The sequence below is a fragment of the Chryseobacterium sp. KCF3-3 genome, assembly GCF_045865955.1.
GTDB lineage: Bacteria > Bacteroidota > Bacteroidia > Flavobacteriales > Weeksellaceae > Chryseobacterium.
The window spans coordinates 1,188,070-1,208,479 of sequence record NZ_AP035792.1 but is presented as its reverse complement, the minus strand read 5'-3'; the positions used below and the strand labels follow the sequence as shown (position 1 = coordinate 1,208,479).

Here is a 20,410-nt window from a genome sequence, read left to right as displayed (position 1 = left end):
AATGGAAGATTTAGGAGTTAACGTTTTTGGATTTATTAATGGTGAGTTTGGTATTGCTGAAGCAACAAGACTTAATTGTAAAGCGATACAGAGAGCTGGTATGCCTATCAGTATGATCAACTATGATGTGAGAACCAATCATAATAATAATGATCTTACATTTACTCAGTTTTCCAAAAAAGCAGATCATCCTATTAATTTAATTCAGGTATCACCATCCGTTTCGGAAATTTCAAACTTCTTTGAATACTTTGATTATTCTTTTTTTGAAAGAAAATACAATATTCTTTATATGGCGTGGGAATCAGAGACCATTCCGGAAGATTATCTTTTGAATATTAATCTTTTTGATGAGGTCTGGACGCCTTCAGAATATTGCAAGAAATGCATTGAAAAATATATTGCATCTCCAGTAAAAGTAATTCCTCATCCCATTGATATTCATCTGAAGGAAACGGAAGATCTGGATGCTTTGAATTTTTATAATAAAGACTCCTTTAATTTTTTATTCATTTTTGATTATAACAGTTCCATACAAAGGAAAAATGTACTCAATCTGATTAAGGTTTTCAGAGAAACATTTGACGGAAAGGATAATAATGCTTTTTTAACCATTAAAACCTCGAAATCAGATAAATTTTCTTTAGAGAAACAACAGATAAAAGAAGCAATCGGAGACTCGGTAAAGATTAAAATTGTAGAAAAGATTTTTGATAAAAATGCCTTGAACTATGTGATCAGTAACTGTGATAGTTATATTTCTCTTCACAGATCTGAAGGATTCGGACTTACGATGGCTGAGGCCATGTATTTTGGAAAACCTGTTATTGCGACAGATTATTCCGGAAATCTGGAATTTATGAATTCTGAAAACAGTTTTTTGGTACAAGCTGAGAAGGTTTCTTACGGTTCGGATGATCTTAATTATGATTCTAACACAGTATGGTCTGAACCTTCATTGGAAAAAGCCTCAGAATACCTCAAAAAGGTGTATCAGGGTGGTGAGGATATTAAAGTGAAGTCGGATAATGCTCGTAAAACAATCACGAAAGATTTTTCTCTTGAAGGAGTAGGGAAAATGATCAGAAAAAGATCAGAAGAGCTTATTTCTGAAGGTAAAATTCAGCAAAGCAGGTCAGCATTAATAAAATTATATGCAGACAGTATATTTTTGAAAAAAGATCTTAGAATTTACAAAAAAAGCAAGCCTATTGAGTGGATCTATGGTATCAAAATGTATTTCAGAAATAGAAAACAAAAAAAATAATATATTATAAAATAAAAGCGGTGGATTTACCTTCCACCGCTTTTTTTATTTCTTCCCTTTTATTTTCTTTAAAAAGGTGTTTACTTTTCTCCTGATCTTATTATACAAGGTTTTTTCAAGGTAATTTACCCTGCCGCTCAATCGGTCTATTTCAGCAAGATAAAAAACGTTCCCTATACTATTTTCTGGGGTGTTTTCTTTCTTATTCATCTGGTTAATAAAAGAAAGTCTTAGTTTGAGTAGATTTCCTATAGCTTCAAGAGAAAAATTATCTCTGATCTGAGCCTCCGCATTTTGTTTAATAGGCCCTAAAGTCTTGAAGTTATTCTTTATATACAAAAGTTTTTGGGTAGCATCATGTAAGTCAGGCTTAGCTAAAGTCAGACCTTCGGCAATTAATCCTTTTGTATTGGCGGTTTTAATAAAACTATACTGAACAAGGAAACTGTTGTTCACATTCATAAAGTCCAGATTTCCGGAATATCCTGTTCCTACAACAATCTTCCCATATGACATTGCTTCTGCCATCGTAAGCCCGAAACCTTCAGAACCATGCAGAGAAACAAGAATGTCAGACTTCTGAATAAGAGAATGGAGCTTTTCTTTCGAGAAATGTTCATCAATAATGATAATATTAGAGATGCCAGTATATTTTTCCAATACTTTTTGAGCATCTTTACTTCTGCTGAGATTATGTGTTTTCACAATCAAAACACTTTCAGGATCATCTTTAAAAACATTAATGAACGCTTCAATAGTCGCTTCAGGGTTTTTTCTGATAGTCGTACTTAAAGAATCGAAAATTGTAATATATACGTTTGAACCAGGTTCAATATTATACTCTTCAAATTTAAATTCATCAGAAGGATCCAGTTTCTGAATTGGATGAGAAAATCTCATTACAGGAATCCCGGTATATTTTGTGAAAATATTGACACAAAAATCGCTGGGAACCCATAATTCATCAAAAATATTCAGAAACTCAACGGTTTTATCTGACACTTCGGGAAATTCCCAGGCCCAATAAACAATATTGTAATGCCCTGCAAGATTGATATCCTGATTTTTTGAAAAAAATTCGTGAGTCACATTACTGTTAATGTGAAAAATATTAATTAATGCATCTGGTTCTGTGGCACTTTTAGACTTTTCAAGAGTGTCACTTGAGTAGCTGATGCGGTTTACTTTAATGCCTGCGTTTTCCATAGCAGTGGCATTAAGCCTTGTGGCTTCTGCTATACCAAAATTTCCATCAAAAAAACCGTGGTAATTTACACTTAATGACATGGATTATAATGTTTTAAGTTTTTCTTTTACTTCTTCAGGTGAAAATGCTCTCAGACTGTCCACAGAATTTCTGCTTAAAGTATTCCAAAGCTCTTCATCATTATTCAGATCAATAATAGCCTTTGCGAAACTGTTTTCATCATTGGCAATCAATACATGCTTTTGATCGGTAAGTTTCATTCCTTCTGCACCGATATCCGTAGTAACTACAGGGAAAAAGTATTCAAAAGCCTGTCCGATTTTTCCTTTCACACCAGCACCAAATCTTAGGGGAGCCACCATAATTTTCGAATTCATAAAGTGCTCTTCAATGCTTTCCACAAAGCCTAAAAATTTAAACTTAGGAAATAGTTTAAGATCAAGTTTTTCTGCCACATTCCCGATGATGCTTACTTCCAGCTCAGGATTGGTTTTCCAGACAATGGGCATTATTTTTTCATAGAGAAACTTTACCGCATCAATATTCGGCTCGTGAATAGAACCAATGAAGGTAATTCCCTTGCTTTCACTGAAGCTTTTTCGCTCAGAAATATCAATTTTAGGATAATGGATATTAGATACTGTAATGATCTTATTTTTATCTGCATACTGGCTCATAATTTCTTTCTCCTTATCAGAGATGGCAATAATATAATCCAGTTTTGGAGCAACAACAGTTTCCAGACGGAAAAAATGTTTATAATTTTTCTTTAAAGAAATACGGGTAGGTTCCAGTTCGATGGCTCTTTTAAATCTTAAAAAATGAATATCCACCATATCATAAATGAATTTGGCGGAAGGCAAAACTGCTTTCATTTTTTTATAAAAAAGATTCAGCGCCAGAGGGCCGTTGAACCAAACGTAATCTATCTTTTGAAAAGAAGACAGGAAATCATAAATATTCCTGTATTTCTTGTTCTCTATATAAACGATAACATTGTGCTGCTTATAAAACTTCACATAAGAATCGTCTTCAAACATATGGGGAGCAAATAAAATGCAGTTGTATCCTAATTCTTTGTAAATAAATATAAGTTCTTTCAGTCTGTTAGCCCCGGATTCTTTATCATGGGCAGGAAAATCTCTTGATGCAAACAGGATCGTTTTTTGGGAAGCGTCATACAGATTAATGTTGACTATATCCTTAGACTGAAGGTTTTTGAGTTTTTCTTTTCTTTCGAAGTGTTTTTTTATTTTTTTTAAGATTCCCATTTGTCAGTTTTTAGTATCGAGTTCAAAAACTTTATTTACCCAACTATCCAAAGTGTATCTGTAGTAGATTTCTTCCGGAATTTTCTCGTAAGGTTTTTCAAAAAAAGATTTGTCAAGATTACTAATATTTTTGTTTAAAATCAAAATATTATTGGGATTGTAAAAATCATAGGTTTTAATGGCTTCATTATCAGTTATGATTTTCTTTTCCAGAGACATGGCTTCAAAAACTCTGAAGCTAAGTCCATATTGCCCTTCACGCATCAGATCCAGTAAAACTTTTGAGTTTTTATAATATTTTGGAAGATCATTATGCGGAATCTTCTTGATACTGAAAATCAGGAAAAGATTCTTGGGTACCGTCATGAAAATATTGGTGAGCTGATGTTTCCAGGATTTTTTTCCAATAATCATAATCTGGAATTTCAATCCTTGCTCAATCAGCTTTTTCGCCAGCAATTTTATGAGTGAAACCCTTCTGTTATCATAAGATGTGATGTAAAAAAGATCCATTTCAGGCTGCTGGTTTTCTTTGGCACAGTGGGGAAGGTAAATGTAATTGGTTAATTTTTCAAAACCGTGCTTTTTAACATCAATATAGTCAAAGGAAAAGACTTTGTCAAAAAGATACAGTTTGTCTTCCACAGGAACTCTTTCAAGATTATCATACAGATAGGTCACCAGACGGTCTGTCGATTTTCGGATTTTTTTAAGGGTAGAAAGATCAAATGTATCCGGATTCATCACCAGTATCTGATCCTGATGCCCTAATTTCTCCAGAGAATCCAGAACATATTTCTGTCTTTTTTCAGTCTTAAGATTTTTGTTTAAAAAAGTTTTGCTTAATGCATTTACAGCTCTTTCGTTGAAGTTGGAATGAGTAACGGTACTGATCTTTATATGATGAGCATCAATACCACGTTGGCATAATGTTTCAACAATATACTTATCATAATCCCAAAAATCATAACTAATGATACAAATCTTCATCCAACTAATTTTGCTCTTTTTTTAATGATTCATAGGTTTCATAGACACTTAAAGATTGCAGATAAGATAACTGATAGCCTTCTTTTCCGTCTAAAATACCCAGTCTCATTATATAGGCCTTAAAGAATTTAAAAGCAGTTTTAAGATATTGAACCCAAACACTGTACTTTTTTCCTTTAGCAGCCAGTTCTTTCCCCTTTAAAACTCCGTAGTGAATCATTTTTTTTCTGTAAGATTCATAATCTGAAACGGAGTAATGGAGTAATTTATTTTTTAAAACTCCGATGGTTCCGTTAACCTCCAGAGTTTCATGTACCTTTTTTCCTGCCATATATCTGGCTTTCGATTTTCTGAATAGCCTGAAATTTTTATCAGACTGTGTTCCTGAAAAATGAATCGGTTTCTGGGCAAAAAAGAATTTCCTGTAAAAATAATAGGCATCCTTTTGCCCGGGTTTATTAAGCTCATCAATAATTTCCTGCTTCAGGGCCGGTGTAATTCTCTCATCACCATCCAAAAATAAAACCCAGTCGTTGGTTGCAGTATCCAGTGCCAAATTTCTTTGTTTTGTAAAGTCTTCAAATTTATTTTGAACCACCTTTACATTGGAGAATTTCTTTGCAATTTCTACAGTGTTATCCGTACTAAAAGAATCTACTACTATTATTTCATCACAGAAATCAAAAGATTCTAGGACATCCTGTATATTTTTTTCTTCATTATATGTTATGATTAAACCACTTATATTCATCACAACGCTTTGTTTGATAGAGGAGTAGGTGAATACTTCCCTAAAATTGTTTTTTAAAATAGTTTTAATCTGCCAAAGATAAGTTTTAATTTGAATTTTATAAGCGAATCTTTGCCTTTTATATCAATTCTACACAGTTCGTATGGGCGCTGGGTAGGGTGATAATTCACTTTATTTCCAATTCTTACTGCAAAATCAATTCCTATTTTTTTCAAAATAGAAAAAAATGCTAATTTATCATGTTTTTTTTGTGGATATTTTCCATAAGGATATGCCAAAACCTTTGAATAGCCTATATTTTGGGCATCGAGAATCTCCATATTTTTTTTTAGATCTTTTTCTATAAAGTCAAGAGATACATTGCTTAAATTTTCATGGGCATGGCTATGAAGAGCAATCTCAAAATATTTTTTATCCAGACTTCTGATTTCATCAAAGGTCATCATTGAATAATTGTTATATCCATTTTCAATAAATCCTGTTGGAATAAAAATTGTCGCCTTCAGATTATACTTTTCCAATAAAGAAGGGAGGTATTCGAGGTTGTTTCTATAGCCGTCATCAAAAGTGATGATAATGTTTCTTTTTGCTGAAAGAGGAAGTTCTGAGAAAAAATATGAAGTATACTTTTTAGAGCTCAGATATGAAAACTGCTGTTCAAGATTTTTTAAACTGACGGTAAGATCTTCATGGCTTTCCTTTTCAACCTGGTGGTACATAAGAATGACCAGTCTGTGGTAGGGAAAGGCAAATAAATAGAGACGGAAATATACAACGATAAATATCGCCAATAAAAGAGGAATAAGATACAGAATCATACTATTTTACTGTATTTTTTTCAATTTCCTGCTGCCGTATTTTTTCGTACAGTCGTGTTTTTTCATGCAGTTTAATGTATTTCAGGAAGGTGTAATAAGACATTGTTTTGGCAATGTAAAATCCTGGAAATCCATCCAGAAAACCAAGTTTGAAAATAAAAACCTTAATAAACTCAAACATTGGGCTTACAATGATTTTAAATCTATTGATTCTTTTTCCTCGCTCAAACATCTTTTCAGCCATCATATCCGAATATTTATTGATTTTCGTTACATGATGATGAATGCTTTTGTAAGTATAATGATCCAGTTTTCCTTCCATAAGGCCCACTTTCTGATCGGTAATCAAAAATTCATGAACTTTATCATCAGAATACTTTACATATTTTTTTCTGAAAAGCCTTTCACGGCATACATTTCCCCAACCCCCAAATCGGATCAGGTGAATCCCAAGATGGTTGTTGAATTTTGCTTTATATACATTGAATTCCGTGCTTTTTGAAGAAACGATGTTCTGTATAGATCTTTTCAGATTTTGATCAGGAACTTCATCAGCATCAAGGAATAAAACCCATTCATGAGAACACAAATGAAGGGCATGGTTTTTTTGTTCACCATACCCATTAAATTTTTTCTCAAAGAATTTTACCTGAGGATATTTTTGAGTGCAAATCTCTTTGGTCTTATCTGTAGAAAAGCTATCGACAATAATAATTTCATCTACAATATCTGTCAATGAATCTAAAAGTCTTACGATGTTCTCTTCTTCATTATAAGTAATGATTGCAAGGGAAAGAGCCATTTATTTATACTCGAGAATAGTCTTTTCAATAATCTTCACACAATCCAGCAATTGCTCTTCAGTAATTACCAATGGTGGTGCCAATCTGATGATATTACCGTGAGTGGGCTTTGCCAACAGTCCGTTTTCTTTTAACAGTAAGCAAAGGTTCCATGCAGTAGAACTATCAGGTGTATCATTGATCAGGATCGCATTTAAAAGGCCTTTTCCTCTTACTTTGGTAATAAGGTCTGTTTTTTCAATAAGCTTCTCTATTTCAGCTCTGAAAAGCTTTCCTAATTCTTCCGCTCTTTCAGACAGTTTTTCATCAGCTACTACATCCAATGCTGCTACTGCTACTGCACATGCAATAGGGTTTCCTCCGAATGTAGAACCATGTTGTCCAGGTTTGATAACATTCATGATGTTGTCATTTGCTAACACAGCAGATACAGGATACATTCCTCCGGAAAGCGCTTTTCCTAAAATCAAGATATCCGGCTGTACATTTTCGTGGTGGCATGCAATCAGTTTTCCTGTTCTTGCAATACCCGTCTGAACTTCATCAGCGATGAAAAGAACATTGTATTTTTTACATAATTCGGAAGCATTTTTAAGGAAATTTTCATCCGGCACATATACTCCTGCTTCTCCCTGAATAGGTTCTACAAGGAATGCTGCAATATTTGCTGCTTCTCTGCTAAGAACTTCTTCTAAGGCTGCAATATCGTTATAAGGAATTTTGATAAATCCTGGAGTAAAAGGTCCGTAGTTTTGGTTAGCATCCGGATCGTTAGAGAAAGAAACAATAGTTGTTGTTCTTCCGTGGAAGTTGTTTTCACAAACGATAATTTTCGCTGCATTTTCTGCAATTCCTTTTACTTCATAACTCCACTTTCGGGCTAGTTTTACAGCAGTTTCCACAGCTTCAGCTCCGGAGTTCATTGGTAAAACTTTGTCAAATCCAAAAAGGGTCGTTATTTTCTGCTCGTATTCTCCTAATTTAGAGTTGTAGAAAGCTCTTGAAGTTAAAGCCAGCTTTTGTGCCTGCTCTACCAAAGCTCCTACAATTTTAGGATGAGAATGTCCTTGGTTCACAGCAGAATATGCTGAAAGAAAATCATAGTACCTTTTACCTTCCACGTCCCAAACGAAAACACCTTCTCCGCGGTCCAGAACCACTGGAAGTGGGTGATAGTTGTGTGCTCCATGTTTGTCTTCAAGGTCAATAAAATACTGCGAGTTTTTTGTTTGTTCTGCTGTTGACATATATTTTGGTTTTCAACAAATTTACGCAATATTAATGATATGTATAAACAATTACCAAGTGACGTTTGAGGGTGTAATTGAAGTAGATTTTAGGGTGGAATAATGGAGGATTAGAAAATATTTTCCCTGTTGACAGACTGTTGTAGGTATTCTATCTTTATGAGTGCGAAATTTTATTTTCTGTCTGTTTATTAATTTTTATTCATGCCTCAATAATAAAACACAGTAACGGCTGCTTTACGCTTTGCATTGAAAATTTCAGATTTACAGGTTAAAATAAAAACTGCCTCAAAAAGAGGCAGTTTCATTTTTATGATAAAATAATCTTAGTGATTATCATATTTTCTGTCCATTACAAAATCCTCCATGAATTTTGTGGTGTAGTTTCCTGAAAGATAATCTTCATTATCCATCAGTTGTCTGTGGAAAGGAATCGTTGTTTTTACGCCTTCAATATAGAATTCTTCAAGAGCACGTCTCATTTTTGCAATAGCTTCCTCACGGGTTTGAGCCGTAGTAATAAGCTTGGCAATCATAGAGTCGTAGTTAGAAGGGATTGTATATCCGGAATACACGTGAGTATCTACTCTGATTCCGTGTCCTCCAGGGATGTTTAATCCAGTGATTTTTCCCGGAGAAGGTCTGAAGTCTGCGTAAGGATCTTCTGCGTTGATTCTACATTCGATTGAATGTAATTTAGGGTAATAGTTGATTCCTGAAATAGGAGTTCCTGCAGCAAGAAGAATTTGTTCTCTGATCAGGTCATAATCAATTACCTGCTCAGTAATAGGGTGTTCTACCTGGATTCTTGTATTCATTTCCATGAAATAGAAATTTCTGTGTTTGTCTACAAGGAATTCGATAGTTCCTACACCTTCATATCCAATGAATTCAGCAGCTTTTACAGCAGCGTCACCCATTTTCTCACGAAGTTCGTCTGTCATGAAAGGAGAAGGCGTTTCTTCAGTTAATTTCTGATTTCTTCTCTGTACAGAACAGTCTCTTTCAGAAAGGTGGCAAGCTTTACCGAATTGGTCACCAGCAACCTGAATTTCGATGTGTCTGGGCTCTTCAATCAGTTTTTCCATATACATACCTCCGTTTCCAAAGGCAGCTACAGCTTCCTGAATAGCAGATTCCCAGTGATCTTTAAGGTCTTCAGCTTTCCAAACAGCTCTCATCCCTTTACCTCCACCACCGGCAGTAGCTTTGATCATTACAGGGTATCCTGTTTCTTCAGCTACTTTTACAGCGTGTTCGTAAGATTCGATCAATCCGTCAGAACCAGGTACACATGGTACACCTGCTGCTTTCATGGTAGCCTTAGCATTTGCTTTGTCTCCCATTTTTTCAATCTGTTCAGGGGAAGCACCAATGAATTTGATACCGTTCTTCTGGCAGATTCTTGAGAAGTTAGCATTTTCAGATAAGAATCCGTAACCTGGGTGAATCGCATCAGCATTGGTAATTTCCGCAGCAGCAATAATGTTAGGGATTTTAAGATATGAGTCTTTACTCATTGCAGGGCCAATACATACCGCTTCATCAGCAAATCTTACGTGAAGACTGTCTTTATCAGCAGTAGAGTATACCGCAACGGTTTTGATCCCCATTTCTTTACAAGTACGTAAAATACGCATTGCAATTTCGCCACGATTGGCTATTAATATTTTTTTGAACATCTTCTTCAATTTGAAAATTAGATAATTTGAAAATTAGATAATGTTATTTTAATGTAGAATTTAATCTAACATCTAATGTCTAACATCTAACTTCTAAATTAAGATGGATCTACTAAGAATAAAGGTTGGTCATACTCAACAGGAGTAGCGTCGTCCACTAAAATTTTAACAATTTTTCCGCTGATTTCAGATTCAATCTGGTTGAATAGCTTCATTGCTTCAATAACACAAACTACTTTACCAACAGAAACTTCGTCACCTACATTTACAAATACATCTTTATCAGGAGATGGTTTTCTATAGAAAGTACCAATCATTGGAGATTTGATTGTTACATATTTGCTGTCATCAGATGCAGCTTCAGCTTTTTCAGCAGCAGGAGCAGCCGGAGTTGCAACAGGTGCAGGAGCAGCTACCGCTTGTGGAGCAGTGTGGTATACTGCTGGCTGTGCGTAAACAGCATCGCTTCCAGCTAATGGAGTTTTAATAGTGATTTCGAAATCTTTAGTTTTGTACTTCACTTCTGATACTTCAGCCTTAGATACAAACTTGATAAGATTTTGTATGTCTTTAATGTCCATAAATTTGATATTTGATTTGATGTCAAAGATACCAAAAAAACGTAAAAAACAACAAAAAACCGCCAAATTTTATCAAAATTGGGCGGTTTTTGTATTAAAATGAGGCTTTTTCAGTGAAAAGCGACTCTTAGTTTTCTTCAGTAGTAGCTACTTCTTTTTCCAATACTACTTTACCTCTGTAGTAAAGTTTTCCTTCATGCCAGTGAGCTCTGTGGTATAGGTGAAGCTCTCCTGTTGTTGCATCTTTAGCTAATTGAGGAACTACAGCTTTGTAGTGAGTTCTTCTCTTATCTCTTCTTGTGGACGACTGTCTTCTCTTTGGATGTGCCATTTTCTAATAACTTTTTTAATTGATGAGCGATGAGATTCATCATCTCATCATATTTAAATTATTCTATTTAATTATTGTCTTTTAATTTTCTTAAAGCATCCCATCTAGGGTCACTTTCATGTTCTTCTTCTTCAGTTACCTCAATATCTTTAGGACTGAACTGGTCAAGAATTTTAAGATCGTCATCACTTACATTCGGTGAAATCTTTTTCATCGGGATGGAAAGCATTACATTTTCATAAATCAAATGTGCTACATTGAAAGCATGCTCTGTAGTAGGAATGGTAATGACATCTTCGTTGCTGTCATCATATTCTTCCCCGAAATTCACCAAAATTTTGATTTCATTCTCAATAGGATAGTCGAAATCTTCATTTGTGATGTCACAAACCAACTCGACCAATCCATTAATTTTAATCTCAAATTCTAAAAAAGTAGTGTGTTTATCAAGTGATACATTCACTTCTATTCTAGGATTTGTAAATTCCTGCTCAGTGTCAAATAATTGAAAGAACGTTTTATCTATCTCAAACTTGAACTCGTGTCTTCCGTTTTTAAGTCCGGAAAAGCTTACGTCATAGTTTCTTAACTTGTCCATAAAATGAGTGTGCAAAAATATGCATTTTTTTTATAATAACAAATAAAATCTGAAACAAATTAATTTAAAATTTGTTTTAAAGATTTATGCTTCAGTTTCCTCCGGTAGATCTTCATCTATTCCATTGTCTACAGCCAATTTTCTAGGCTGAAGGCGGTCATTCATCAGTTCGCGGTATTCACTTCTGTTCTTGAAAACCTGGATCGCTGTGAAGATCGCTTCTGTAAAACTCTGCTCATCGGCCACATTTTTTCCTGCAATATCGTAAGCAACTCCATGGTCAGGAGATGTTCTGATAAAAGGAAGTCCGGCTGTATAATTTACTCCTTCCTCATAAGCTAATGTTTTGAAAGGAGCCAGTCCTTGGTCGTGATACATTGCTAAAACAGCATCGAAATTTTTGTATTTACTCGGCTGGAAAAAGCTGTCTGCAGGGAAAGGTCCGAATGCCAGTATTCCGTTGTCAGAAAGTTCTTTAATAGCCGGGCTGATGATTTCAATTTCTTCGTTTCCGATAACGCCTCCGTCTCCTGCATGGGGATTTAGTCCCAATACAGCAATTTTAGGCTTTTGAATACAGAAATCTTCTATAAGCGTCTGATTTAATACTCTGATCTGTTTCTTTATTTTTTCCTTGGAAATATTTTCAGCTACCTGTGCAATAGGAATATGATGCGTGGAAACAGCTACTTTAAGATCTTCAGTAACAAGGAACATTAATCCTTTTTTGTTGAATTTCTCTTCAAAATATCCTGTATGTCCGGCATGTTTGAATCCCATTTTTACCATTTCATCCTTGTTGATCGGAGCGGTTACCAATACATCAATATCTCCTTTCATCAAAGCTTCAGTAGCCGCTTCTAGAGAATCAATCGCCATTTTCGTGGATTCTTCAGTAGGAACTCCCAATTCTACATTCACGTTTTCTTTGGTAAGGTTAACCATATTAAGTTTCCCTGCCTGTGCCTGTGAAGGCTCGTTAACGTAGTTGAAATTAAGATTCAACTTAAAAATGTTTTTCTGATAAGTGAATAATTTTCCCGAACCAAAAATTACAGGCGTGAAAAAATCTGTAATAGTTTTGTCTTTCAGAGACTTCATAATGATCTCCGGACCGATGCCGTTGAAATCACCGATTGAAATTCCTACTCGTACTTTATGGTTTTTTGGGCTCATTTTGATTATCTTTGAAGATTATAATTTACAAATTTAGCAAAAAATAATATGTTCACAGGAATTATTGAAGCAGTTGGTGTTATTGAGAAGATTGAAGAAAAAGGAAGCAATATAGATTTCACCCTTACATGCCCTTTTACAAACGAACTGAAAATTGATCAGAGCCTTGCCCACAACGGCTGTTGCCTTACAGTTGTTGAGATAAAAGACAATCATTATGTGGTTACAGCGATTAACGAAACACTGGAAAAAACCAACCTTGGAAAATGGGAATTGGGAACTGTTGTAAATCTTGAGCGTTGCATGAAGATGGATGGAAGGCTGGATGGCCACATTGTTCAGGGACATGTTGATAAAACCGGTGAAGTTGTCAATATTGAAAATAAAGACGGAAGTTATTTTATTACTATGAAGTATGATAATGACGGAACTTTTGTAACGGTGCCTCAGGGTTCAATTACAGTAAACGGAATCAGTCTTACTGTTGCTAAGAGCGAAGATGCTCAGTTTTCTGTAGCTATTATTCCTTACACCTGGGAATTCACGAATATGAAACATTTGAAAATTGGTGATAAAGTAAACCTGGAATTTGATATCATTGGTAAGTATATTGCTAGGTTAATTAAAAAGTAGAATGTCAATAAATAAGTATAAAGGATATAGCTTAAGAAACCGGGTATTTTTCGGTTTCTTGCTGGTATGTTTTTTAAGTGTCGTTGCTACATCACTTGTTCCTTACTTTGTATTGAGAAATCATTCTTTACAGCAGAGTAATATCGATATGCAGGATAAAACCAATGCTGTCATGCGATATCTGGATTATGCAGTAAGCCAGACTCTTATAGAAACAAAAGATCTTCCGGAAGTTTTAGGGAATAAAATCTTTGAAATAGCGGATATCAACCAGCATGACATTTTTATTTATGATCTGAAAGGAAACTATTTGCTTTCCAATAAAGATGAAGGATTAGTTGAGCAGAAAACAATTCCTATAGAAATCATCAATAAGATTCTGTCTACTGACGCAAGAGTAGACATGGTGAATTATGATGCTGCTAAGGATGCTAAGCTTACTTCTTCCTATCTTTTATTGAAAAACAATGAACTTGAACCTATCGGAATTGTTTATATCCCTTTATACCACAATGAATCTGCTTATCTGGAGGTTCTGCATCAGTACGTAAAGTATATTCTTTTAGTCGATATATTCCTTATCCTTTTTAGTATATGGATCAGCTGGGTTACTTCTAATAGCCTGGCGAAAACCATTACGAAATTCTCTGATATGATTACCCGTATTACTTTGTTTGAAAATGAAATGCGTCCTATCAGATATTATAAGAATGATGAGCTTAATGCTCTGGCCAGAGCCTATAACAGGATGATTTTACAGATTCAGGATCAGAAAGAAAGACTTAGATTCAAAGCATCTGAAGAAGCGTGGAGAGAAATGGCCAAGCAAGTGGCTCATGAGGTGAAAAATCCATTGACTCCAATGAAGCTGACCATTCAGAATTTTGAAAGGAAATTTGATCCTGAAGATCCGAATATCAGAGAAAGAGTGAAGCAAATGAGTAAAACTATTGTTGATCAGATTGATTTGATTGCTACAGTAGCCTCAGCATTCTCAGAATTTGCCAAACTTCCTGAAAAAAATAATGAAGTGATCAATCTGAATACGGAAGTTGAAGATATTCTCCGTGTATTCAATGATGACAGTATTTTCATGCACGCCAACAAGACGAATATAATGATCAATATGGATAGAATTTATCTTTCCAGAATCATTACAAACCTTGTGACTAATGCAAAGCAGGCAGAAAGTGATCAGAGAAAACTCATTATCAATGTGGATGTGGAACAGCATCAGAGAAGAGTGATTATCTCTGTTCAGGATAACGGAGTCGGGATTCCTGAAAACATGTATGAAAGAATCTTTGAACCGAATTTCACCTCTAAAAGTAGTGGAATGGGACTAGGTTTATCCATGGTAAGAAAAATGATCGAGGATTATAAAGGTGAGATCTCTGTGAAATCAGAAGTAGGGAAGGGGTCTACATTCATTATTACACTGCCTACCAATTTATAGTGAAGTCTTTTACATTTAAACAATTTCAAATTCAGCAGTCTAAAGACGTCTTTCGTGTAGGAACAGATGGTGTGCTGCTTGGGGCTTTGGCTGATATTGAACATGCTTCCAGTATTTTGGAAGTAGGAACAGGCACGGGATTAATTTCTCTTATGCTGGCACAAAGAAATCCACAGGCGGGCTTTTTGGGACTGGATATTAATGAGGATGCTGCAAAGCTTACCCAGCTCAATTTTGAACATTCTCCTTTTCGTACAAGGTTAAAAAATAAGTTTCAGGATTTTAAAACTTTTGAAACAGAAGATCGTTTTGATCTTATAGTTTCCAATCCTCCGTATTTTGAAGAATCAGGATCTGATAAAGATAAGATTGCGCGTCAGACTGTAGAATTAAACTTCAGACAGTTGATCATCAAGGCGGCAGAATTATTGTCTGAAAACGGGATGTTTTCTGTGATCATACCTGTGGAAGCAGGAGAGGTTTTTGTTTCAACCGGCAAAGAAAATAATCTGTATCTGAACAGGAAAGTGAATATCAAAGGAATTGAAAATTCAAAGGCAAAAAGATTGATTCTGGAGTTTTCATCACAAGAAAAAGAAATCAACGAATCTGATTTTATTATAGAAAAAAGTCCGAGACAGTACTCGGACCAATATCTTGAACTCACCAAAGAGTTTCATGTTTTTAAGTAAAGAAGTTAGAAATTAGATTTTAGAAGTTGGTTATTTCTGACCTTCTTATTTTTTTATTCTTATTCGAATAATTCTGAAGTATCCAATACAGAAACTTTTCCGTCTTCACATCTGATGGCTTCGCCAGGGAAATTTTGAATCATGTGATAATCGTGTGTTGCCATTACTACTGCAGCGCCATTTTCAAGGGCAACCTGCTTTAATAATGTCATAATTTCATTGGAAGTCTCAGGGTCAAGGTTTCCTGTAGGCTCATCCGCTAAGATAAGATCCGGGTGGTTAAGAAGGGCTCTTGCGATAGCAATACGCTGCTGTTCTCCTCCGGAAAGTTCGTGAGGCATTTTATGCTTCTTGCTTTTCATGTTCACGCTTCCTAAAACCTCATTGATACGGTCTTCTATTTTTACTTTATCATTCCATCCTGTTGCTTCAAGAACGAATTTCAGATTCTTTTCAACCGTTCTGTCAGAAAGTAACTGGAAATCCTGGAATACGATACCTAGTTTTCTTCTTAAGTTAGGGATGTCAGACGGCTTTAGTTTTGCCAGATCAAATCCTACAACAGCTCCATGTCCTGATGCTAATGGAATGTGTCCGTAAAGCGTTTTCAGTAGGGAACTTTTCCCGGAACCTGTTTTCCCGATAAGGTAGCAGAATCTACCTTTCTTTATATTAAGATTTACATCAGAAAGTACAGTAAAGTTTTTTTGCGCAATCTTTGCGTTTTGTAAACTTATAATATTGTCTCCGGCGATATTTGTATGTGGCATAATTTAATTTTAAAGGCTATTTCTTATAAAAATATTTCAACTTTTAAAAATAGAAAAAAGATGTTGATGTAGCCTAAATTTTAGTAAATTTTAACAACAAAAAATGCCTGAAAAGGAACTTCTCAAGCATGTTTTGTATATGATAATTAGAAATTATCTCTTAGCGCGTGCAGCACTTACAGTTAATCTCTTTCTGCCTTTAGCTCTTCTCGCAGCCAAAACTCTTCTTCCATTTGGCGTAGACATTCTTTCTCTGAAACCGTGTTTGTTTCTTCTCTTTCTTTCTGATGGCTGGAATGTTCTTTTACTCATTACTATATGTTTAAATCGTAATTAATCTATTAATTTTCAGGTTGCAAAGATATATAAAAAAATATAAGTTACAAACTTTAATTATCTTTTTTTAAAATTAAATGTAATGTTTTTCAGTCAGGCATTTATAAACCCTCATGGGAAAACCATTTTCGTGTACAAAAATAATATTTAAATGATTTATATAAAAGCTCTATCTTTGAAAACTTTAATTTTAACGAAAAATAAACACCGGATGTTTACACCAGCAGAACTTTTAGATATCAATACATTACTTACCCAGGATAGCAGAATAGTGATCCTTACCCATTATAACCCGGATGGAGATGCTATTGGTTCAAGCTTGGGATTAAAACATTATCTGAAAGCAAAAGGAATTCATGCAGAGGTTATCGTACCTAATGATTTTCCGAAATTTCTGAAATGGATGCCGGAATCTAAAAAAGTTATTATTGCAGAATATAAAAGAAAACTGGCTTCTGATATGATTGCGGGAGCAGATGTTATTTTCTGCCTGGATTTTAATTCTCCATCAAGAATAGGGTTATTGGGAGACTGGTTGGTAAAAGCTCCGGGAAAGAAAATTCTTATCGATCATCACCAGCAACCGGAACAATTTGATTTTGTGTATTCTGATACGGTAATTCCTGCCACTTCACAGATGATTTATCATTTCATAGAAGCAATGAATGATGAAAAACTGGTGAATCAGGATATGGCAGAATGTCTTTATACCGGAATTATGACGGATACAGGAGGTTTCCGTTTTCGTTCTACCAGTGCCACTACTCACCGTATTATTGCTAATCTTATTGAACACGGTGCAGATCCTGCCATGATCACATCCAATACATGGGACACCAATACGGTTTCCCGTCTGCATTTGCTTGCTTTGGTTCTTGGAAGAATAGAAGTAGTGAATGACGGAACAGTGGCTGTTTTAAGCCTTACCAGAAATGAACTGAAAGAATTTGGTTTCCAGAAAGGAGATACAGAAGGTTTTGTGAATTATGGTCTGAGTATTGCCGGAGTGAAAATGTCAGCATTCTTTATGGAAGATCTTTACGAAGACTTCGTTAAAATTTCTTTCAGAAGTAAAGATGATGTGGACGTGAACCAATTCTCAAGAAAATATTTCAACGGTGGCGGGCACATTAATGCAGCCGGAGGGAAATCTTTAGATTCTTTAGCGGGAACTATAGTCAACTTCAAAGAAAAAGTGAAAGAAGAAGGTTTATAAGAACAAAAAACCTGTAAATTTTCTGGTAAAAACTTCTAAATACTTTTACGAAACCCCTTTTCTTCAAGTTCCTGGCAGGTATAATCGTACACCTGCTGAAACATTTCATCCATATATCTTTTGTTGAAAAGACTGTATTTCGTCATTTTGGGCGGATCCAAAAAGATATTGCAGTATTTTGCTTTAGAATAGACCGACTTTGCAATCGCTAAATGGAGGATTCTGTCAAATTCTTTCATCAGACTCATTTTGTTTAATTCATCATAGCTGATGGAGTTGACGTGAGAAGCAATCAGAAAATTACATTTATCCATGATGGGTTCAATAGGGAGATTATCCAGAACGCCACCATCCACATAAATTTTCTCACCGATCCTTACCGGAGGAAGAATAAAAGGAACGCTTGAGGAAGCCAGTAATGGCCCAAAAAGCTCTCCTTCAGAAAAGAAATCTACAATGCCATGTGTCATTTCCGTGGCAGCCACATACATCGGAATTTCTAAAATACTGAAATTGTCTTCCGGGAAATAATCTTTGAATAGTTTTAAAATAAAATTGGAGCTGAAGATTCCGTTTTTGGATAATTTTAAAGATGATCTTGAGAAAAAAGAAGTTTGTCTTACAATTTCCATCATCTCGTCCGGTGTTTTTCCAAAAGAATAAAAAGCACCAATGATAGAACCCGCACTGGTTCCAGAGATGATGTGTGGTTTCAGATTGTATTCTTCCAGAGCTTTCAGTACGGCAATATGAGCAATCCCACGCATTCCTCCGCCTGAAAGTGTAAGTCCGATAACCGGTGGTGCCGGTGGTTTCTTTTTTTTGAATGAAAATAAAGCCATTACCAAAATTATCCTCTACTAATATACAGGATTTTTTGTTATGCACAGCTTAATTTGTCATGTTACCTGTTTTATAAAACCAGTTTTTTAGGAAGATTGTGAAGAAGTTCTGTGTTGATGATTTCTGCGCAGATTCCTGGCTTTTCCCAGTGACCGTTGTGGCCGCAGTCCAGGATATAAGATTTGATATTCGTTCTGTCCGGAAGATGTTTGATCATCATGTCGGTTTTTACAGCATTGTCATGTTTACCCGCCAATACTAAGATTTTAGCTTCAAGGTTTTCCAGAACATGCTTTTTGTCGGTTCTTTCTACCATACCTTTCACACAGGCAAGAGCCCCTAAATTGTTGGTGGAAAGGGCTGTTTCAAGAGCTGTTTCAATTTTTCCTTCCAGAATGTCTCTTTCATTCGGATTGAATAAATTAGGTACTCCGGCTCTTGCATAATGGGCAAAAGCATCTTTTATGATTCTGTAGCTTTTGATACGCTGCTGTTTTTTCTCTTCATCATCCGGAAAATACGTAGAGAAAAATAAAGTAAGACTTTTTAAAGAATCAGGATACTTCTCTGCAAAAGCGAGAGAGGTATATCCTCCCATAGAATGTCCCAGAAGATGTACTTTTTCTAAATGCTGATCATCCAATACTTTTTTTACTTCTTCAGCCATCAGTTCCATGGTGTGAACTTCAGCCAGAATTTCAGATTGTCCATGGCCGGGAAGGTCAATTTTGAGCAGAGAAAAATCTTTGGAAAGATGATGTTCCATATCGCTCCAGATGGATAGGTTTTCCATAAATCCGTGAAGAAGTACTAAAGTTTCTTTTCCGTTTCCTTTTCTTTCAAAGTTCAGCATGATTCCAAAATTTAGAAGGTTAAAAATAATACAGCAGGTTGCATGCTGCAGATCTGTTTCTCCTTTCAAATTTAGTCAAAAAAAGAGCATTTAAAAAATGCCCTTGTCTTTTATTGAGTTAATTCCTTGTAAACCTTTGTTTCCCAAGGCTTGATGTCTGTTACACCATATCTTTCTTTTTTAGAAATAGCAAGGTTGTCCAGCATGTCTACAAAATTTTTGTAATTGGCTTCATCCGTTGGTTTTACAATCACTGTAAAAATGTTGGGTACCGGAGCGTTTTTATAAGCTTCAGCAATGATTTTTGAAATCTTTATTCCACTGAAATCAGTTTCTTTAAGATTACCTGTATTCAGATCTTTCTGATTGCTCTGATGATAAAATACGCGGTTGTCTTTTCCCAGGATAAAGGTAATCTGGTTTTGATCTCCAATTACATGATCATTTGGGAGCGGGTTGGGATTATGGTCTTTTGCAGGTAGTCCCAGATCCATTACATTAGGTTTTGTAAAATTAGTGGTAAACATAAAGAAGGTGATGAGTAAGAATCCCAGATCTACCATAGGAGTCATGTCCACGCGGATCATTTTTTTCTTTTGCTTTCCGCCTTGTTTCTCTTGTGCAATTACTTCTGCCATGATTAAAAATTTTTAAATGTTAAACGGTGTTTTTTTTGAAAAATTCTTACAACAAGTGTGCCTTGTTTGTGAAATAATCAATAAATTCATGAATCTATTGATTGTTTTTGTAATTAATTTTCAAGTATTCCCATTTCTTTTCATTTTGTTTGAAAATAAAAATCAGGACTTTATTGTTTGGGCAAGTAACCTAATCAGCTGAAGAGGTAAACAAAACACTCACGCAATAATGGATGAGTGTTTTAGGGTGA

22 protein-coding genes are annotated in these 20,410 nt (G+C 35.2%); 5 read left to right on the top strand and 17 right to left on the bottom strand.

From position 1 onward, the window contains the following. The first annotated feature begins 1 nt into the window (after window position 1). Window positions 2-1,267 (top strand): glycosyltransferase, encoded by a 1,266-nt coding sequence (locus ACKTTZ_RS05430; RefSeq protein ID WP_407847712.1) that lies wholly within the window; start codon window positions 2-4, stop codon window positions 1,265-1,267. Between the two features lie 45 nt (window positions 1,268-1,312). On the opposite strand, the gene ACKTTZ_RS05425 is transcribed toward ACKTTZ_RS05430, so the two are convergent. The 12 genes from ACKTTZ_RS05425 to pdxA all read right to left on the bottom strand — a co-directional run bounded on the left by ACKTTZ_RS05425 (window position 1,313) and on the right by pdxA (window position 12,722). Further along, window positions 1,313-2,554 (bottom strand): glycosyltransferase, encoded by a 1,242-nt coding sequence (locus ACKTTZ_RS05425; RefSeq protein WP_407847710.1) that lies wholly within the window; start codon window positions 2,552-2,554, stop codon window positions 1,313-1,315. 3 nt (window positions 2,555-2,557) lie between these two features. Next, window positions 2,558-3,745, bottom strand: coding sequence for a glycosyltransferase family 4 protein (locus ACKTTZ_RS05420; protein WP_253316192.1), 1,188 nt, complete (start codon window positions 3,743-3,745; stop codon window positions 2,558-2,560). Window positions 3,746-3,748: 3 nt separating this feature from the next. Beyond that, complete coding sequence (locus tag ACKTTZ_RS05415; RefSeq protein ID WP_034692960.1) at window positions 3,749-4,735, bottom strand: hypothetical protein; 987 nt, start codon at window positions 4,733-4,735, stop codon at window positions 3,749-3,751. A gap of 4 nt (window positions 4,736-4,739) precedes the next feature. Further along, the gene (locus tag ACKTTZ_RS05410) at window positions 4,740-5,486 is read right to left on the bottom strand and encodes a glycosyltransferase family 2 protein (protein ID WP_034692962.1); all 747 of its coding nucleotides are present in this window, start codon (window positions 5,484-5,486) and stop codon (window positions 4,740-4,742) included. Between the two features lie 53 nt (window positions 5,487-5,539). Then, window positions 5,540-6,304 (bottom strand): polysaccharide deacetylase family protein, encoded by a 765-nt coding sequence (locus tag ACKTTZ_RS05405; protein WP_051934232.1) that lies wholly within the window; start codon window positions 6,302-6,304, stop codon window positions 5,540-5,542. Window position 6,305: 1 nt separating this feature from the next. Beyond that, window positions 6,306-7,106: a glycosyltransferase family 2 protein gene (locus ACKTTZ_RS05400; protein ID WP_034692965.1), complete on the bottom strand. Its 801-nt coding sequence runs from the start codon at window positions 7,104-7,106 to the stop codon at window positions 6,306-6,308. Then, on the bottom strand, window positions 7,107-8,354 hold the full coding sequence (rocD, locus tag ACKTTZ_RS05395; RefSeq protein ID WP_034692968.1) for an ornithine--oxo-acid transaminase: 1,248 nt from the start codon (window positions 8,352-8,354) through the stop codon (window positions 7,107-7,109). 326 nt (window positions 8,355-8,680) lie between these two features. Next, entirely contained in the window at window positions 8,681-10,036 is a 1,356-nt protein-coding gene (gene accC, locus ACKTTZ_RS05390; RefSeq protein WP_034692971.1) for an acetyl-CoA carboxylase biotin carboxylase subunit, read from the bottom strand. A 98-nt stretch (window positions 10,037-10,134) separates the two neighbouring features. Further along, on the bottom strand, window positions 10,135-10,617 hold the full coding sequence (accB, locus tag ACKTTZ_RS05385; RefSeq protein WP_047385964.1) for an acetyl-CoA carboxylase biotin carboxyl carrier protein: 483 nt from the start codon (window positions 10,615-10,617) through the stop codon (window positions 10,135-10,137). Between the two features lie 127 nt (window positions 10,618-10,744). Further along, window positions 10,745-10,948, bottom strand: a complete 204-nt coding sequence (gene rpmF, locus ACKTTZ_RS05380; RefSeq protein WP_007843326.1) for a 50S ribosomal protein L32 — start codon at window positions 10,946-10,948, stop codon at window positions 10,745-10,747. Between the two features lie 67 nt (window positions 10,949-11,015). Next, window positions 11,016-11,546, bottom strand: coding sequence for a YceD family protein (locus ACKTTZ_RS05375; protein WP_407847705.1), 531 nt, complete (start codon window positions 11,544-11,546; stop codon window positions 11,016-11,018). An 84-nt stretch (window positions 11,547-11,630) separates the two neighbouring features. Further along, entirely contained in the window at window positions 11,631-12,722 is a 1,092-nt protein-coding gene (gene pdxA, locus ACKTTZ_RS05370) for a 4-hydroxythreonine-4-phosphate dehydrogenase PdxA (protein ID WP_034692980.1), read from the bottom strand. Between the two features lie 48 nt (window positions 12,723-12,770). Between pdxA and ACKTTZ_RS05365 the strand changes: the two genes are divergently transcribed. From ACKTTZ_RS05365 to ACKTTZ_RS05355, 3 genes are read left to right on the top strand one after another with little or no spacing between them, the layout of a single operon-like run. Next, window positions 12,771-13,355: a riboflavin synthase gene (locus ACKTTZ_RS05365; RefSeq protein ID WP_034692982.1), complete on the top strand. Its 585-nt coding sequence runs from the start codon at window positions 12,771-12,773 to the stop codon at window positions 13,353-13,355. Between the two features lies 1 nt (window position 13,356). Then, window positions 13,357-14,811: a HAMP domain-containing sensor histidine kinase gene (locus ACKTTZ_RS05360; protein ID WP_034692985.1), complete on the top strand. Its 1,455-nt coding sequence runs from the start codon at window positions 13,357-13,359 to the stop codon at window positions 14,809-14,811. Beyond that, on the top strand, window positions 14,811-15,503 hold the full coding sequence (locus tag ACKTTZ_RS05355) for a tRNA1(Val) (adenine(37)-N6)-methyltransferase (RefSeq protein ID WP_407847702.1): 693 nt from the start codon (window positions 14,811-14,813) through the stop codon (window positions 15,501-15,503). The genes ACKTTZ_RS05360 and ACKTTZ_RS05355 overlap by 1 nt, the downstream gene beginning before the upstream one ends. A 59-nt stretch (window positions 15,504-15,562) precedes the next feature. On the opposite strand, the gene ACKTTZ_RS05350 is transcribed toward ACKTTZ_RS05355, so the two are convergent. Further along, on the bottom strand, window positions 15,563-16,273 hold the full coding sequence (locus ACKTTZ_RS05350; protein ID WP_034692990.1) for a cell division ATP-binding protein FtsE: 711 nt from the start codon (window positions 16,271-16,273) through the stop codon (window positions 15,563-15,565). Between the two features lie 153 nt (window positions 16,274-16,426). Then, on the bottom strand, window positions 16,427-16,585 hold the full coding sequence (rpmH, locus tag ACKTTZ_RS05345) for a 50S ribosomal protein L34 (RefSeq protein ID WP_002976260.1): 159 nt from the start codon (window positions 16,583-16,585) through the stop codon (window positions 16,427-16,429). Between the two features lie 235 nt (window positions 16,586-16,820). On the opposite strand from rpmH, the gene ACKTTZ_RS05340 reads away from it, so the two are divergent. After that, a complete protein-coding gene (locus ACKTTZ_RS05340; RefSeq protein WP_034693239.1) occupies window positions 16,821-17,825 on the top strand; it encodes a bifunctional oligoribonuclease/PAP phosphatase NrnA in 1,005 nt (334 codons plus the stop codon). 35 nt (window positions 17,826-17,860) lie between these two features. Here ACKTTZ_RS05340 and ACKTTZ_RS05335 read toward each other — a convergent pair whose 3' ends face one another. From ACKTTZ_RS05335 to ACKTTZ_RS05325, 3 genes are all read right to left on the bottom strand, one after another. Beyond that, entirely contained in the window at window positions 17,861-18,667 is an 807-nt protein-coding gene (locus ACKTTZ_RS05335; RefSeq protein WP_034692993.1) for a patatin-like phospholipase family protein, read from the bottom strand. Window positions 18,668-18,738: 71 nt separating this feature from the next. Next, window positions 18,739-19,521, bottom strand: a complete 783-nt coding sequence (locus ACKTTZ_RS05330) for an alpha/beta fold hydrolase (RefSeq protein ID WP_253316198.1) — start codon at window positions 19,519-19,521, stop codon at window positions 18,739-18,741. A gap of 110 nt (window positions 19,522-19,631) precedes the next feature. Continuing rightward, complete coding sequence (locus ACKTTZ_RS05325) at window positions 19,632-20,159, bottom strand: biopolymer transporter ExbD (protein ID WP_034692997.1); 528 nt, start codon at window positions 20,157-20,159, stop codon at window positions 19,632-19,634. Between the last annotated feature and the right edge of the window lie 251 nt (window positions 20,160-20,410).